Raw genomic sequence first — 15,713 nt, 5'->3', positions numbered from 1 at the left:
ACCGATTCCGTTCACGAGGGGTCGGGCGAGATCGTCCAGGCCAGCCGGGTGATGCTGGAAGAGATGGTGCGCCTGCAGGATATAACCCAGCAGCTGAGTAACGGCATGCAGGAGATGAAGTCCGGTTCCGACGAGATCCGGCAGGCCGTGACCGCCGTGGAAGAAATGAGCGGCAAGAACGGCGAGGGTATTGCCCGGGTCAAGGGCATTGTAGACCGGTTTATTGTGGAGTAGTTCGGGGACAGGGGCGAAAGACAGCCGAGACAGTAACAAAATAGCAACGAAAAGCCTCGAGAGGTTGGAATAATTTTTCCCCGTGATATTTTGTGTTTTAAATCACAAGTAATAAACACGGGGAGGTATGGATTGCGTCTTTTTTCACATTTTTTTACAGCTCGNTGGTCTGCGTCGAGCCTTTTGTTCAAGGTTGCTGCCGTCGGTATCGTGGCGCTCCTGGGGCTGGGAGGGTTTCTCATCGCGGCCAGCGCGGTGGCTATCTCCAACAACTCCCTGGCCGTTGCCCGGGACGTCTTCGAGACCAAGCTCCGGGGTGACCTGGCCATGCTGCTGGAGCAAGCGCGAACCCGCCACGGCCAGGTGCGGCTGGTGGCGGGAGACCTGCTGGACGGCACGGGGAGATCCCTCTCGGGTCACTACGAGTTGATTGACGAGATATCGGAATCCCTGGGTGTGGTGGCCACCCTCTTTGTCCGCGATGGCGATGATTTCCGCAGAATAGCTACTTCGATCCGTACCTCCGATGGCTCCCGGGCCGACGGGACCTTTCTGGGGCGGGATAGCGCCGCCTACGGACCCGTTGTTGCCGGCGAGACCATGGTAGGGACTGCCCAAATCCTTGGTGAGGACTACGTGACGATCTACGACCCCATTGTGGTTCGCGACGGCAGCGGGGACGTCATTGGAATATGGTTCCTGGGAATAAGTATTGCCAATATACAGGAAATGATCTCCCTGGGTGTCCGGCGCAGCGTGATCCGGCTGGGTGGCATCGCCCTGATTCTGGCGGGATCTGCTGCCCTTCTGCTCTGGTGGTTTGTTCGGCGGGCCCTCCTGCCCCTGCGCCGCGTTTCGGCCGGGCTCGATGGCGTGGCCCGGGGTGAGGCCGACCTCACAGCCACCCTGGCCGTTACAAGCCGCGACGAGGTGGGGCAAATCTCGGGGAGTTTTAATGCCTTTCTGGGGGGGCTTCGAGAGATCATGTCCACCATCCGGAGCGCCACCGATGCCCTGGCCGAGCTGGGGCAGGAACTCTCGGGAAACATGCAGGAGACNACAGCGGCTGTGACGGAGATCACCGCCAATATTCATTCTCTGGCAGACCAGGCGGGGGTCCAGGCGGGGAGCGTCTCCGAGGTGACTTCCACCATCGAGGAAATAAGCAGAAATATCGAGGGGCTGGACGGCCTGGTACAGAACCAGTCCTCGGTGGTTGCCCAGAGCAGCGCCTCCATCGAGGAGATGATGGCCAGCGTTCGTTCCGTGGCGGCGACCCTGGAGAAGAACGTGGCCTCCTTCGANGAACTTACCGCTGCGGCTCGGGAGGGGCGGACCAGACTGGACGAGATGATCGCCCTGAACCGGCAGATCGCCGATCGCAGCGAAGGACTGCAAAAAACCAGCGCCGTGATTCAGGCTATCGCGCGTCAGACAAACCTCCTTTCCATGAACGCTGCTATCGAGGCCGCCCACGCCGGGGAGTTCGGCCGGGGCTTCGCTGTGGTGGCCTCGGAGATACGATCCCTCTCGGAGGANGCCGGAAAGCAGTCGAAGTCGATCGGCCGGGAGCTTTCGGATATATCTTCTACCATTGCCCGGGCAGCGGGGTCGGCCGAGGAGGTCTCGCAGGCCTTTGTCACGGTTCAGGAGCTTATCGATCTGGTGGGTCAGAATGAGCGGCAGATCAGGAACGCCATGGAGGAACAGAGCGCGGGAAGCACCCAGATTCTGCAGGCTCTGGGAGAGATTTCACAGGTTACCGATGCTGTCCGTTCAGGATCCGGCGAGATCCGCACCGCCAGCGCCACCATGCTGGACGAGGTTGTCCGGATCGATGGGATCACGCGGCATCTCCGGCAGGGCATGGAGGAGATGCAGACCGGTGCCGGTGAGATTCAGGGGGCTGTCACGGCCGTGGAGGGTCTGAGCGGAAAGACCAGCGATCGCATTGATCAGGTCAGAACTCTGGTGGGACGGTTCAGGCTGGAGCGCAGGGAGTAGGGATGCCCGATTGCGGGGAACAGGGGGAAGGGCGCACATACAAAAAAGGCCTCCCCGAAGGGAGGCNTTGAAGGTGCCGCCGGACGGAATTGAACCGTCGACACGTGGATTTTCAGTCCACTGCTCTACCGACTGAGCTACAGCGGCACGCTCGTAACGGGTGTATTTATACCAGAGCAGCCTTGGGGTGTCAACTGCTTCGGACCCCTTTAAGTCTCTTTTTGGGGGGCTCNTTCTGGTTCNGGGGACCGCCTCGGGGCATTCCNGGCAGGTGTTCCGGCAGCTCTCAAGAGCAGTTGACCTCATCCCCCCTGTGACCGCATCATGGTGTCACGGCACAGTATGTCGCGGTACAGTGTGNTATGGAGGGGTATTGCCGATGGAAGAACGGCGCCGCGCTGCCGGTGCGTACCAGAAGATTCAGGGGCTGCTGAAAGAGACAGCTCCCCTTCAGGAACCACCACGGAACCGTCCGCANGGGGGAAATCCTCCGGCTTCGCCTGGCCCTGCCGGGGAACCTGCCCTGAAGGGNGGNNCGTCGCGGCTGCGCCAGGCCGCAGTCTTTCTTGCCCTGATCGGCCGCGAGGAGGCTGCCCGGGTTCTGCGGACCATGACGCCCGCCGAGGCGGANGAAATTCTGGAAGCCATGGCCTCTCTGGGGCCGATCTCTCCCCGTGAGGCCAGGCAGGTGCTGGCGCGCTTTGGATCGAAGGCCGAGGCTCCGCGCCGGGAGGCCCGGTCCGGTCCCGAGACGGCCCGGGAAATTCTGGTCCGGGCCTTCGGCCAGGACGAGGGGGACCGCCGGTTTTACGAACTCCTGCCGGGGGAGCGGCCGCACCGGTTCGNCTTCCTGAAGGACGTGGAGGGCAGGCACCTGGCCGCGTTGCTGCGGCGGGAGTCTCCGGCGGTGGTGGCAATCCTGGTGGCNCACATGCCCGAAGGGGCCGCAGCCCGCCTTCTGGAGGCCCTCGATCCCGGTCTGAAGATCGAGGTGGTGCGCCGTGTTTCCTCCCTGGGGCGGGTGGAGGGGGCGATCCTGACAACCGTGGAGGAGCGTCTGCGGACGCGTCTGGAATCGCTGGGAACGCCNGAGGGCGAGGAGATCGCCGGGGAGGAGCGGCTCGCCGAGATTCTCCGGTANATGGATCTNTCCTCGGGGGACCGTATTCTGGCTTCCCTGGACGATGCCGATCAGGACCTGGCCGAAAAGGTGAGAACCCACATGACCAGCCTGGAGGACATCGTCTATCTCGAGGACCGGGATCTGCAGAAGATTCTGCAGACCGTGGACGATCAGGATATCGCCGTGATCCTGAAGGGGAAGAGCTCCCACGTGACAGAGCGGCTTCTGGCAAANATGAGCGATCGCCGCCGCGAGATGGTGGAGCTCCANCGGGAGTCTTTGGGCCCCATGCGCCGCCGCGATGTGGACCGCGTCACTGGCGATTTTGTGCGGCTTGTGCGGACCATGGCTGCCCGGGGCGAGGTGGTGCTGCGACTGCCTGGCGAGGAGCTCTCCTCCCGGTAAGTGATCTCCCCCCGGAGGGGCTCCCCAGCCCCCCCAGCAGGGGAGCCCCCGGGTCACTTGCTGGTGAGGTTGTAGACGCCGTCCCAGGTTTCTGCGGGCGGAGCGTTCCCGTATTTCACGCATCGTTCCAGGTAGACCGTGGCCGGGCCGTCCTGGGGAGACCGCTTTTTTGCCTCCTGGAAATACTTCTTCGCCCCCGTGTAGTCCCGCTCCTCAAAGAGGGTGAGCCCCTGGAGGAATATCTCTGCCAGTTCCCGGTCTTCTTCCCGGGCGGAGGTGCTCTCGGCGATGATCTCGTAGAGTCGCACCGGCTCCTTGACTCCCACCACCCTGACGCGGTCCAGGCGGCGTGTGAGGAAGGAATCGAGGCCGGCCGCGCCGATCGTCTGCTCCGTGGTGAGCGTCCAGGTGCCGTACTGCTTGTTGACCCCCTCGAGCCGGGCNGCCAGNTTCACGGCGTGGCCCATGATGGTGTAGTCCATCTTTTTGGGGGTTCCCATATTCCCTACCACCATCTCGCCGGTATTGATCCCCACCCGGGTGAGAAGCTCGCCCGGGGCCAGCCCCGACTCGAGGAAGCGGGGGTTCAACTCCCGCTCGATCGCCTTCATGCGGACNGCCGCAGCGCAGGCGCGCCAGCTGTGGTCCTCCAGGTCCAGGGGAGCCCCGAAGAAGGCGATGATCGCGTCGCCCTCGTACTTGTCGATCGTCCCGTAGAGTTCCAGGATGATATCGCTCATGGCGGTGAGGTATTCGTTCAGGAGCCGCACCAGATCGGCCGGGGTCATCTGCTCGGCGATGGTGGAGAAGCCCTTCACATCGGTGAAGATCGCCGTCAGTTCCTTGCTGTCCCCGCCCAGCTTGAGCCGTTCCGGATCCTCGATGATCTGGCCGATTACGTCGGCCGAGAGGTAACGNGAAAAGGCCGAGAGGTAGAAGCTCTTGTCGCCCTCGGCTTTCAGGAATTTTGCCAGGGAGATGGCCACGGAGGTAAGAAAGACCGCCAGCAGGGGANCGAGNANNGGCAGGTACCAGCCGAGGCCGATGAAGAGACCCGCAGCCAGGGCGATCGTGGCGGCCAGCAGCCCCAGGCCGATCCCTGCGGCCGGGAGAGGTTTTACATCCCTGATCAGGCGCGCTGCCACCATGCTGAGGAGGATCGCCGCCACCAGGCCGTACCAGGGGGGGAACTCCCGCAGGAAGTCTCCGGTGAGAATGGTGTTCGCCACCGAGGGGTGAAGCCCGACGTTGATGTACTGACCGTCGAAGGGGTTTACCCCGATATCGGTGGTGGAGATGCTGGTATGGCCCAGAACGGCGAAGGAGCCGGGCAGTTCCCGCCCCAGCCGTTCCCGGACCTCATGAAGCCGGCGCCAGATATCGCGGGAGGCGGCAAAGAAGGCCTCCACATCTTCCTGAACCTCCCGGTAGGTTTCCCGGATTGTCTCGGGCGTTTCGGGGTGGGCGATGATCCGGTGCAGTTCGGCCTGGAGTGCCTCATCGGCGTCTCCTGCCAGGAAGGTCTTCAGGGCATCAAAGAAAAAGGCCCTCACCTGGTAATATTCCTCGATCACCTCGGAGTCTCCCGTGGCGAGGCCCTCCTCGCGCAGATCCTCGGCGTAGCGGTAGGCCGGCAGGAGGTCCGGGCCCGGTTCTCCGAACTGGAGAAAGCCTGCCCCGTCCATGGCGTCCAGGTTGGCTATCAGGTCCTGTTCCAGAAGGCCGTGGACGTAGAGGTCGTTGAACGAGAGGTGGCGGAAGCTCTGATCGTACCGTTTCTGGGGCCAGGTCACGAGCATCTTGCCGTCGTGGCTCAGGGGGATCGTGATGTCCCGGATGTCCCCGTCGGGGTGGCGGGCATCGCGGAGGGTGATGCTTCCCGGTTTCACCTCGATCTCGGGGCTCCCCAGCCAGTGCAGGAGGGGACGGAAGGCGAGCTGGCCGAAGACCCGATCCTGGTAGCGCGAGAGGAGATCTACCCGGCGTCGGACCCCGTCGGGGTCAACCAGAACGTTGGGAAACCCCGCCCCGGCGGCGCGGCGGAGTACGGGAGGAATGGCGGGCTGGATGTCCCGTGCCTCGGGCAGGAGTTCCAGATCGCCCGTGACGTTTTCCAGGGCGATCTCATCCAGGATGAACCGGCGATGTTCGTCGCTCACCGTCACCAGCCCCACGTCATCGGGGAGCATGGTGGTGGTGAAGAAGGCCCGTCCGAAGAAGCGGGCCGCCCGCCCCAGGTAGTCGTCGTTGTCCCGGGCGATGGAGCGAACCTCTTCCAGGAGGCGTTCCCGGGCGGCCCGGGAGAGATCTACCAGTTGAAGGATGTACTCCTCGGCCTCCTCCAGGGGGATCGTTCCCTGGTACAGCGCTCCAAAGAGGGCGCTGATATTACCTTCCAGGGATTCGAACTCCCGGGCAAAGCTGTGGGGTATCTCCTGGTTCAGGAAGAGCGAGTCCACCCCCTGGGGACTGCGGTCCACGTACTCGATATCGAAGACGGCGTAGTTCAGGTCGAACTCGCCCATCAGGATCAGCCCGTCGGCCATGATGTGGCGACTCCAGGGCCACATGCCTACCTGGGCTACGGCCAGGTCATCGGCGTTGAGGAGGAGGAACTCCGACCGCTCTTCCACGGGGGGGCGTATTCCCAGGAGTACGTCGTAGCTNCCCCGATCCAGGGCNTGGTATTGGGGAAGCAGCGAGAGGGCCGCAACCAGGGCTGTGGCGACAAAGGGAATGAGATAGTACCGTTCCAGCACCGATTGAGCTTTGGCCATGATAACTCCCTTGCGAGACGATTCCTTCGGTATACTATATCAAATACTATTGTTTTCACCCGGAGAATTCCAGATACTGGGAAGTGACCGCCGTGTTTTATGCTGGCACGGGACNGATCCGGGAGGCCAGGGAGGTATTTTGTTCGTTCCCGACGATGTTACACAGAACGCTTCCGACGATNCTGCCGAGGAACGACTCCTGTTGCGGAGAGATATTGCCGNTCTTCTGGCACAGCGGCCCCGGGCGGTGCGGCTGCCTGCGGCGCTGGAGCANCGGTTTGAGCAGGAGACGGGGAGCGAGCGAAGCCGACATCTGGTGCTCCGNNCNCTTGTGGCNCTGATNCTGGTCAATTTCTTTCTTGTCTCCGACCGATTCATGACTCCCGATATCATGACCCAGGCCCGGATCGTGCGGNTGGGTATCATCACNCCCGTGGGTATTGCNGTGGCCCTGATGATCCGGCGCGGNATTGCCCCCGCTTTCCGGGAATTTCTGATGGCGCTTGTCACGGTTGTGACGGGTCTGGGGCTCCTCTATCTGGTGCTCCGCAGTGCTCACCCCCAGGCGATCTATTATCACCACGGGCTTATCCTGGTGCTGGCCTACGCCAATAACGTGGTGGTCCTGCGATTCCGTGCTGCCCTGGCGGTCTCGGTTTTGCTCTCGGCGTGCTATATCGGGGCGATTCCCTTCTTTGCCCTTCCTCTGCCGGTTACCGTGGCTGCTCATTACACCCTCTCCCTGGTTGCCACGGCGGGGATAACACTCTTTGCAAATTACGGTCTCGAGCAGGGGCAACGCTATTCGTATCTGGTGGGCCTTCGGGAGCGACTCCGGGGAGACGCCCTGGTGGAGGCCAATACCCGCCTGGCCGAGCTCTCCTGTCTGGATCCCATGACGGGGATCGCCAACCGGCGGGGCCTTATGGCGCACCTTGAGGAGCTCTGGAACGCTTCTGCTTCCTGGCCCGTGGCGATCGTGGTGATCGACGTGGATCGCTTCAAGCTCTACAANGATCGCTACGGCCATCTCCTGGGGGATACCTGTCTCAAGCGTATCGCCGGGGCTCTTCGGGCTACCCTGCGTCACCAGGGCGACCTGGTGGCGCGTTTCGGGGGCGAGGAGTTCGTGGTGGTGCTCCCCGACACGTCGGTGGAGGAAGCTCTCGCCATTGCGGAGAGAATGCTCCGGGAAGTTCAGGATCTGGCGATCACCCACAGCGATGGTGGCGAGGCCGGGGTCGTGACGATCAGCGCCGGAGTCTGTGTAGCCTGGAGCGGAGAGAGGGGCTCCCCTCTGGAGGTGATTGAATGGGCCGACCGGGCGTTGTANCAGGCAAAAGAGCGGGGCCGCAACCGGGTTGTTCTCTCTGAACAANCCGGCTACAGCCCCGACGGCGGGAACGGGGGTTAGTGCCCCTCGAAAGACCAGTTCACGCGGATTCCCCCGGTTGTGGGGGCCGACGATTCCAGGACGCCCTCCTGGCGGTCTCCCGACTCCTCCGCGCCGGGAGTGAAGGCCACGACTATAGCAGCAGCTTCGCGACTTTCCGAGGGCGGGGGCGGGGGTTCGTCACCGGTGCTGCCCGAGGATTCTCCCGCCCCCACGGGGACGCCCTCGTTGTACTGGTTGGCGAGGCGTACCGAACCCTGGTCGACCTGGACGGTGGTTCCATCGAACTCGAAACTGGTCCCCCGCACGGCGGCGGTTGCGATGGGGCTGCTCAGGCGGAACTCGCTGCGTAGCCCCTCGGCGGAGCGAACATCGGCGCGGACCCTGCCCACCTGCAGGTGAAGGTCGCTCTGAACTACCCCCTCCCGCTCCATGAGCTCATCCAGGCGCATGCGCGAGAGGGCCCGTACCTGGAGCGTGGCAGGCCCCACGACGAGCTCTGCCTGGGAATTAAAGCCCGTGGAGATGGTTGCGCCCAGGGGGAGGCGCATCCCCTCTGCAGCGGCGATCCAGGGGGCTGTGCTGTCTGTGCGGATCTCTACCTTCCCCTGAACCGATGAGACGCGTGCTTCCAGGGCCAGGACGGGGAGGGCCGTCGCGATCAGAAGGGCTCCCAGAAGACCTGTTCTCGTCATTGCTCTTTTCATTGTTATTCCCTCTTCAAAAAAATATCACCGGCTCTTCTGAAAGAATATCACAGGCTCGTGGATATCTCTATTTTCAGGAGATATTCCGTCTTCCGGTCGCTGGTAAAGACTCCGGAACTCCCCGAGGCGGGAAAGAAGGCCCCCCCGGTGAGGCGNAATCCCAGATCGCTGACTGGNCGTACAACCAGTCGGCCCACCACCTCGGTTCCCAGAAAACGGCCATCCGAAGCGGGGTCAACCTCGGGGGTCTGGGGGCGNTCGTCGGAGGCCAGGAAAAACCACCCCACGGTGAGGCTGGGTTGAATTCCGGGGAGGGGCTGGAAGCTGTAGAAGATCTCGCCGCGCAGAATGTCCTCCAGGGGGAGGTCCAGGATCGTCCCGGCTGTGCCCCGGCTGATGGGAACAAACCGGTCTGCACCGCCCTCGTCGCCCGAGGCCCAGGTGAAATTGGCGCCCAGGCGTGACCCGGCCAGAGCNTCCCGGTAGTAGCGCAGNCGCGCCTCCGCCAGAAACCCCGTGGAAGAGGTGCTCTCGGACCCGGTCTCGGCGGATCCNGCCATAANCGTTCCCGCGAGGGAGTGGTAGAGGTTGCCCGCCACGGGACCGGAGAGGGCGACCGTGGCGTAGAGGCTGTCGAAGGTGGTCTCGTTGTCGTCGGCATCGCGGAGATCCTTCTGGGCGGTCAGGGCGACACTCAGGCTCTGTCGNTGGGGAAGCTCGGGAAAGANNACNTCNGCCAGCCCCAGAAGGCGGGCCGGGCCAAAGAAGGTGTCGTCGTCATCACTTTCGTCGAGATCCGTGGCGGTCATGCGGATGTCCGAGACGGGGTTCAGGAGGAGCCCCGTGTGGCCAGCGGCCAGGCGCAGCCGCGCCAGGGGATAGCTCACCCGGAGCTGCAGACCGTCCACNGTNTGGCTCAGGACGACCCCCGTGGTGTCCCGCAGGTGAAAGCGCCCCGCCGTTGCCCGTACCATGGAGGTCTCCCCCAGGAGCCCGGGGAAGCGCCCCGTGGCGCGGAGAATATCCAGGTTAAAGAGGTACTCCCGGTCGTCGCTCCAGGTATAGCTTCCCTGAGCGATCATCTCTACGGACCGGCCNCCGCTGAGGACCAGCAGGCTNCGGAGCCAGAGCGCCGCCGTGACGGTGTATTGCGGATCGTCGTCGGCGTGGTCTNNNNGGGAGAAGGAGGAGCTGCTGTCCAGGTTGATCCCCCAGGTCCGTTCCAGTTCAGGAGGCTGTGTCTCCCGGGGAGCCGACGAGGCCCCGGGTGCGACGAAGAGAATAAAAAAAAGAACTCCTGTTCCGAGTAGCAGCCCCGGGCGCCGGGGGGCGGTGTGAACGTTCCGGATCATCATAGCAGACCTCGCTCCCGGAGGGTCAGGATCCTGCCGATGATGCGCAGGGCCCGCTCTCCCGAAAGATGCATGGACGGATAGGCCCGCCCCTGCAGGGCACCCCGGTAGACCAGTTCCCGCGTGGCGTAGCGGGGGCCCGGCAGGAACCGGTACCAGACCCCGCCGGAGATCCCGAAGAGGCCCATGGCCAGGTGGGAAAATTCGCCCAGGGTGAGGGGGTCGTGGCCGGGACGGTCTGCAAGGCCGTGGCCGAGCCGGTCCAGGGCTGCCACGGCGTTGGTGAGGGATGCCCCCTCCTCCAGCTCACCCAGAGCCAGGAGCAACACGTAGGCAGCGCTCCCGTAGGTGAGGGGTTCTTCCTGGAGAATTGCGTCCAGGACCTCGTTGGATTGTCCCTGAAGCGGCGGGGCCAGGGTCAGAAAAAAGACCGGGGCCATCACAAGAGCCAGAACTTTATGAGTTAGCGTCTTCACACGTACAAGTCTACTCCCTGGAGCAGGATATTTCCATTTTTAAAGGCATTATTTCATAATATATATTCCGATCCGGAACGCTTCGGTCGGAGCCCCGTGATTGACCTCGGCCCCCGCTTTTCCTATCATGGACCCCTTATGACAGCACAGGAACTACGTCGGAAATATATCGATTTTTTCAAGGCCCGCGGTCACGCCGAGATCTCGGGAAAATCCCTGATTCCGGAGAACGATCCCACCGTTCTCTTCACCACCGCCGGGATGCACCCTCTGGTGCCTTATCTTTTGGGCGAGCCCCACCCCGCAGGAACGCGCCTCGTGGATGTCCAGAAGTGCATTCGCACCGGCGATATCGACGAGGTGGGCGACGAGAGTCACCTCACCTTCTTCGAGATGCTGGGGAACTGGTCCCTGGGTGATTATTTCAAGGAAGAGGCGATCCGCATGAGCTGGGAGTTTCTCACCTCGCCGGAATGGCTTGGAATAGACCCCCAGCGGATCTCCGTGACCGTCTTCGGGGGCGATGACGATGTTCCCCGGGACGAGGAGAGCGCCGCCGTCTGGCGGGATGTGGGGGTGCCCGCCGAGAGAATCCATTATCTGGGTCGCAAGGACAACTGGTGGGGGCCTGCCGGCCAGACCGGGCCCTGCGGCCCCGACTCGGAGATGTTCATCGATACGGGGATCGAGGGAACCCCCGGGAGCCGGCCCGGTGTGTCCGACGGGAAATACCTGGAGATCTGGAACGATGTCTTCATGCAGTACAACAAGCAGGCCGACGGGTCCTTTCTGCCCCTGGAGCGGACCTGCGTTGATACCGGTATGGGGGTGGAGCGCACCATCGCGATCCTGCAGGGCAAGCGTTCGGTCTACGATACCGAGGTGTTCCAGCCGATCCTGGCGTGCCTGGAGGAGCTCACGGGGCACCGCTACGGAGCGGACCAGGAGACGGACCGGTCGTTGCGCATCATCGCCGACCACGCCCGGACCGCCACCTTTGTCATGGGTGACGAGAACCCCACGGTCCCCTCGAATATGGCTCAGGGCTATGTTTTGCGCAGGCTCATCCGGCGTGCCATGCGGCACGGCCGCAAGCTGGGGCTCGAGGGGCCCTTCCTTGCCGAGCCCGTCCGGAGGGTGATCGAGACCTACGCCGGGTTTTATCCGCTGCTGGAACAAAACCGGGAGACGATTCTTCAGGAGCTCCACGCCGAGGAGGACCGTTTTCTGAAGACCCTCCAGAACGGGGAGCGGGAGTTCGAGAAGATGATCCCCAACCTCATGAAGGGCAAGAAGCGGGAGATTCCCGGTCGTCTGGCGTTCAAGCTCTACGATACCTACGGCTTCCCCCTGGAGATTACCCGGGAGCTCGCGGCGGAGCACGGGTTCACTGTGGACTGCGAAGGTTTCGAAGAGGCCTTTGTGAAGCACCGCGAGAAGTCAAAGCTNGACAGCAACCAGACCTTCAAGGGCGGGCTGGCCGATCAGTCGGAGTATACCACGGCGCTGCACACCGCCACGCACCTGATGCACCAGGCGTTGCGGGATGTCCTGGGTGAGCACGTCTCCCAGAAGGGGAGCAACATTACCGCCGACAGGCTGCGTTTTGACTTTGCCCACCCGGAAAAGATGACTCCCGACGAGATCAGGCGGGTTGAGGAGCTGGTGAACGAGAAAATCGATGCCGACCTTCCTGTGGTGGTGGAGACCATGACGCTCCAGGAGGCTCGCGATGCCGGGGCTCTGGCGTTTTTTGGCGACCGCTACGATGAGAAGGTGAAGGTCTACAGTATCGGTGATTACTCCCGCGAGGTGTGCGGAGGCCCCCACGTGGCCCGGACGGGCGGCATGGGGCGGTTCAGGATCAGGAAGGAGCAGTCCTCCTCCCAGGGGGTTCGCAGAATCAAGGCGGTGCTGGAACGCTCCTAGAGCTGGAACGCTCCCAGNAGCGGNAAGGCTTCCGGAGCAGGAACGCTCCCAGGGGCAGGAACGCTCCTGGGGGCGGTCAGAGCCGGTTCTTGAGTTCGGTGATGCGGGTCTGCACGCTCCGGGAGGTGCTGTGGGTCCGCTGGACGAACCGTGAGAGCACCGCCAGGGCCTCGGGGATCTTCCCCTGTTCCTCGTAGCAGGCAGCCAGTTCCAGCACGGCCCGATGCCCCTCGGGTTCCGACTCCAGAAGCTGCTCGAGCCCCCGGATNGCCTCGGCGTATTCTTTCCGTTTCCGGTGGATGATGGCGAGTCCCAGAACAGCGTAGCTATCGTACTGAACGTTCAGGGCCTGGCGATAGAACCGCTCGGCCTGGTCAAGATCGTCCTGGGTTCGGTAGGCATCGCCCACGCGGGTCAGGATTACCTTGTTTTCGGGATCCATCTCCAGAATCCGNTTCCAGTAGATCAGNGACTTGTCGTGTCTGTGCATGCCCCGGAAACAGTCAGCCAGCCCGTAGAGGGCAAAAAAGTTGTGGGGCTCGCGGTCCAGCGCTTTCTCAAAGTAGAGGACCCCCGATTCGAAGGTCTTCATCTTCCGGTGGCAGTTCCCCAGAGAGGTGAGGACGCGGATATCCACGGCATCACCGCTCTTCTGGTACATCCGTTCCCAGAATCCCAGGGCTTTCTCGTAATCGGAAAAATCGTAGTGCAGGTGACCCAGACCGATCAGGGCGTAGCTGTTGTCGGGCTCGAGTTCCAGAACCCGCAGGTAGAGCTCCCGGGAACGGTCGAAGGAACGGGTTTTCCGGTAGGCGTCGGCCACGCGGGTGAGAACCGTGACGTTCTCGTTGTCGTGCTTGAGGTAGCGCTCCCAGACCTCGGTGGCCCGGTTGAACTGCTTCATGGAGCGGTAGCTCTCGGCCAGGCCGAAGAGGGCGTAGTTGTTCTCGGGGTGGTGCGTCAGGCACCGCTGGTAGTGAGCCACGGCCTCCTTGAAGCGGCGCTCCTTCCGGCAGAGATCACCCATTCCCACCAGGGCGTAGTTGTTCTGCGGTTCTGCCGCGAGCACTTCTTCAAAGCGCGCGCGTGCTTCGCGGGTCATATTCTCTCGCAGGTACTGGTAGCCCTGCTGGGAAAGGTGGGCGAGCCGTTCCTGGTCCTGGTTGCTCCCCGGTTCCATTCCGGGGTTCTTCCCGAAGTCGGGGTTCTTTGTATCCACAAGTCATTCTCTCTTTTCCCGGTGAGGGAGGGGCTCGTCTTCCCGGAGCCACTTCCTGATCACCTGTGCCATATTTTCGCTCAGTTCCGCCACGCGGCGGGTATCGCCGGCGAGCCAGAACATCCGAAACGCTTCAAGGGGGTTTCCCTCTTTGGAAAATCGATTTCCCAGTCGTATCAGACCGTCGGAGTAGCCCACGGTCATGAAGATCCGTTTGGCCGTTGCGTAGTCGCCCTTGTTAAAGAACTCGTTCCCCCGGCGGATCAGAGCCACCCGCTGGGAGGGGGTGATGCTTTGGGCCTCGTCCCCCGAGACTTTCAGAAACCCCCGGGATGAGGTAGGGACGGGCCCTTCCCGGGATTCGGGGTTGGATCTACCCTTCACCCTGCCCAGCCTTCAGGGCCTCCTGCAAGGTTGTGACAAAGGTGTTGACCCTGTCAAAATGATACTTGTAAAAGGCTGGATTGGCAATCAAACGAACCTCGGTGTTTCCCAGGGTCTCCTTTACTTCCAGATTGTGGGCCACCAGGGTGCTCCCCGTTTCCACGAGATCGACGATGTAGGGGGCGAGGCCCAGCACGGGAGCCAGTTCCACCGACCCGTCCAGCCGGATCACATCCACGGGGATGCCCCGCTGGTGGAAGGCGTCGCGGGTGAAACGGGTGAACTTGGTGGCCACCCGGAGCACCGTGGCGTCCCGGGGCTGACCGGGGTCTTCCTTTCTCCCGGCCAGGCAGATGCGGGTTCCTCCGAAGGGCAGGGTAAGGAGTTCAAAGAACTCGTGGCCGCTTTCGTAGATGACGTCGCTGCCGCAGACGCCCAGGCCTGCGATGCCGTGGTGCACATAGGTGGGGAGATCGGAGTTCTTTACCAGAATTGCCCTGATCTCCCCCCGGGGTTCTTCTGCCACGAGCTGGCGGTCCCCCAGGGTGAGATGGTAGCCGCAGCGGGCCAGGATTTTGCTGGTTTTCTCGAAGAGCCGTCCCTTGGGCAGGGCGATGGTGATCACAGGTGCATCCTTTCTCCCCGCTCGTGGGCATCCTGCGCCCGGGCAACCCGTTCTGCAAAGGTCTGGCCCGGGGCGGGGGGCGAGGGGCGGTGCTCCTCCCGGAGTGTCTCCGCGGGGAGCTTGCGGGTGAAGACAGAAAAGCCGACCGAGGGGGCGTCGTAGCCGAAGTGCCCCAGGAGGTGGTCGTAGCGNCCTCCCCGGGCGATCGCTGCCGTGCTGCCGGGGTGGTAGGCGCTGAAGGCGATGCCGCTGTAGTAGTCGTGCGCGGCCAGCTCGCTCAGGTCGATCCGTATCGCCGGGAGGGTGCTTCCTCCCGACGAGGTGGCGGGCAGCAGATCTGCCAGGGCCAGCAGCTCCTCGGCGGCGGAGCGGACCTCTGCGGGGAGGGTCCACCTCAAAAGGTGCGTGGAAAAGCTTTTCCGGCAGCCGATAAAGAGAAGAAGTTCCTGCAGGTCCGCCGTGAGACCCCAGTCGGCGGGCACGGGGTTGCGCCGCCGCACCAGACTCCGCAGTGCCGCCGGGGCGACCCCGTCGGGGGTGATAGCCTCGAGGATCCGGTGGTGTCCCAGGTGAATCGCCGCATCTTCCAGGGAGAGTGCCCGCAGGGATTCCCGGAGGATCGTCAGGACCTCGGCATCGGCCTCGATCCCCGAGGCGCCCACCAGCTCCAGCCCGGCCTGCTGATAGTCGTTGCTGGCGATATCGTGTTCTTCCTCGGCGCGCACGATCTGGTCGTTATACCAGACCCGCACGGGGAGTTCCTCCGCCGAGAGATGCAGACCCAGCTGTTTTGCCAGAAACAGGGTTGTATCGGCCCGCACCGAGAGGATTTCCCCCTGCCGGTCCATGGCACGATAGGTGCTGCGCACCCCTTCGGGGGTGAGCAGGGGCTGGTAGACGTCGAAATAGTCCACNAGGGGGGTCTCTGCCGGGGTATAGCCCCAGAGCTCGAACTGGTCCTCCAGAACCCGGGTAATGCGGCGGTGTCGCGCCGCCTCTTGCAGCTGCAGCGTCTCCGTTCCCGTGGGGAGGCCCAGGGAATGGTGACGCCCGCGTCGGTTGCTCCACTCACTCATAATGGTCNG

12 protein-coding genes and 1 tRNA gene are annotated in these 15,713 nt (G+C 63.1%); 5 read left to right on the top strand and 8 right to left on the bottom strand.

What is annotated here, in order from left to right; all coding sequences use genetic code 11:
* Nucleotides 1-234: hypothetical protein (locus B071_RS0104530; RefSeq protein WP_026244978.1), on the top strand; the 234-nt coding region annotated here is incomplete at its 5' end.
* Nucleotides 235-561: 327 nt separating this feature from the next.
* A complete protein-coding gene (locus B071_RS15940; RefSeq protein WP_438829566.1) occupies nucleotides 562-2,238 on the top strand; it encodes a methyl-accepting chemotaxis protein in 1,677 nt (558 codons plus the stop codon).
* 74 nt (nucleotides 2,239-2,312) lie between these two features.
* On the opposite strand, the gene B071_RS0104520 is transcribed toward B071_RS15940, so the two are convergent.
* A tRNA-Phe gene (locus B071_RS0104520) sits at nucleotides 2,313-2,385 on the bottom strand.
* A gap of 232 nt (nucleotides 2,386-2,617) precedes the next feature.
* Between B071_RS0104520 and B071_RS0104515 the strand changes: the two genes are divergently transcribed.
* Nucleotides 2,618-3,766: a flagellar motor switch protein FliG gene (locus B071_RS0104515; RefSeq protein ID WP_018525918.1), complete on the top strand. Its 1,149-nt coding sequence runs from the start codon at nucleotides 2,618-2,620 to the stop codon at nucleotides 3,764-3,766.
* A 53-nt stretch (nucleotides 3,767-3,819) separates the two neighbouring features.
* Here the strand turns inward: B071_RS0104515 and B071_RS0104510 are convergent, their stop codons facing one another.
* Nucleotides 3,820-6,543, bottom strand: coding sequence for a CHASE2 domain-containing protein (locus tag B071_RS0104510; RefSeq protein ID WP_018525917.1), 2,724 nt, complete (start codon nucleotides 6,541-6,543; stop codon nucleotides 3,820-3,822).
* Between B071_RS0104510 and B071_RS0104505 the strand changes: the two genes are divergently transcribed.
* Complete coding sequence (locus tag B071_RS0104505) at nucleotides 6,542-7,957, top strand: GGDEF domain-containing protein (protein ID WP_083914480.1); 1,416 nt, start codon at nucleotides 6,542-6,544, stop codon at nucleotides 7,955-7,957. The two genes, B071_RS0104510 and B071_RS0104505, sit on opposite strands and share 2 nt — an antisense overlap.
* On the opposite strand, the gene B071_RS15935 is transcribed toward B071_RS0104505, so the two are convergent.
* Both B071_RS15935 and B071_RS0104490 read right to left on the bottom strand, forming a co-directional pair.
* A complete protein-coding gene (locus B071_RS15935) occupies nucleotides 7,954-8,631 on the bottom strand; it encodes a FecR family protein (protein ID WP_018525915.1) in 678 nt (225 codons plus the stop codon). The two genes, B071_RS0104505 and B071_RS15935, sit on opposite strands and share 4 nt — an antisense overlap.
* Nucleotides 8,632-9,994: 1,363 nt before the next feature.
* On the bottom strand, nucleotides 9,995-10,471 hold the full coding sequence (locus tag B071_RS0104490; RefSeq protein WP_018525913.1) for a hypothetical protein: 477 nt from the start codon (nucleotides 10,469-10,471) through the stop codon (nucleotides 9,995-9,997).
* A 138-nt stretch (nucleotides 10,472-10,609) separates the two neighbouring features.
* On the opposite strand from B071_RS0104490, the gene B071_RS0104485 reads away from it, so the two are divergent.
* Nucleotides 10,610-12,400, top strand: a complete 1,791-nt coding sequence (locus B071_RS0104485) for an alanine--tRNA ligase (protein ID WP_026244977.1) — start codon at nucleotides 10,610-10,612, stop codon at nucleotides 12,398-12,400.
* A gap of 76 nt (nucleotides 12,401-12,476) precedes the next feature.
* Here B071_RS0104485 and B071_RS0104480 read toward each other — a convergent pair whose 3' ends face one another.
* From B071_RS0104480 to B071_RS15930, 4 genes are read right to left on the bottom strand one after another with little or no spacing between them, the layout of a single operon-like run.
* Nucleotides 12,477-13,580, bottom strand: coding sequence for a tetratricopeptide repeat protein (locus tag B071_RS0104480; RefSeq protein ID WP_051075256.1), 1,104 nt, complete (start codon nucleotides 13,578-13,580; stop codon nucleotides 12,477-12,479).
* Between the two features lie 42 nt (nucleotides 13,581-13,622).
* The gene (locus B071_RS0104475) at nucleotides 13,623-14,003 is read right to left on the bottom strand and encodes a hypothetical protein (RefSeq protein ID WP_018525910.1); all 381 of its coding nucleotides are present in this window, start codon (nucleotides 14,001-14,003) and stop codon (nucleotides 13,623-13,625) included.
* Nucleotides 13,993-14,628 carry an ATP phosphoribosyltransferase gene (gene hisG / locus B071_RS0104470; protein ID WP_018525909.1) on the bottom strand — a complete coding sequence of 212 codons (636 nt, stop codon included), beginning with the start codon at nucleotides 14,626-14,628 and terminating at the stop codon, nucleotides 13,993-13,995. Before hisG ends, B071_RS0104475 begins: the two co-directional genes overlap by 11 nt.
* Nucleotides 14,625-15,704 (bottom strand): ATP phosphoribosyltransferase regulatory subunit, encoded by a 1,080-nt coding sequence (locus B071_RS15930; protein ID WP_018525908.1) that lies wholly within the window; start codon nucleotides 15,702-15,704, stop codon nucleotides 14,625-14,627. The genes hisG and B071_RS15930 overlap by 4 nt, the downstream gene beginning before the upstream one ends.
* Nucleotides 15,705-15,713 lie beyond the last annotated feature (9 nt).

It is taken from the genome of Alkalispirochaeta alkalica DSM 8900 (genome assembly GCF_000373545.1).
GTDB classification, from domain to species: Bacteria; Spirochaetota; Spirochaetia; order DSM-27196; family Alkalispirochaetaceae; genus Alkalispirochaeta; species Alkalispirochaeta alkalica.
This window is presented reverse-complemented; position numbering and strand designations above follow the sequence as displayed.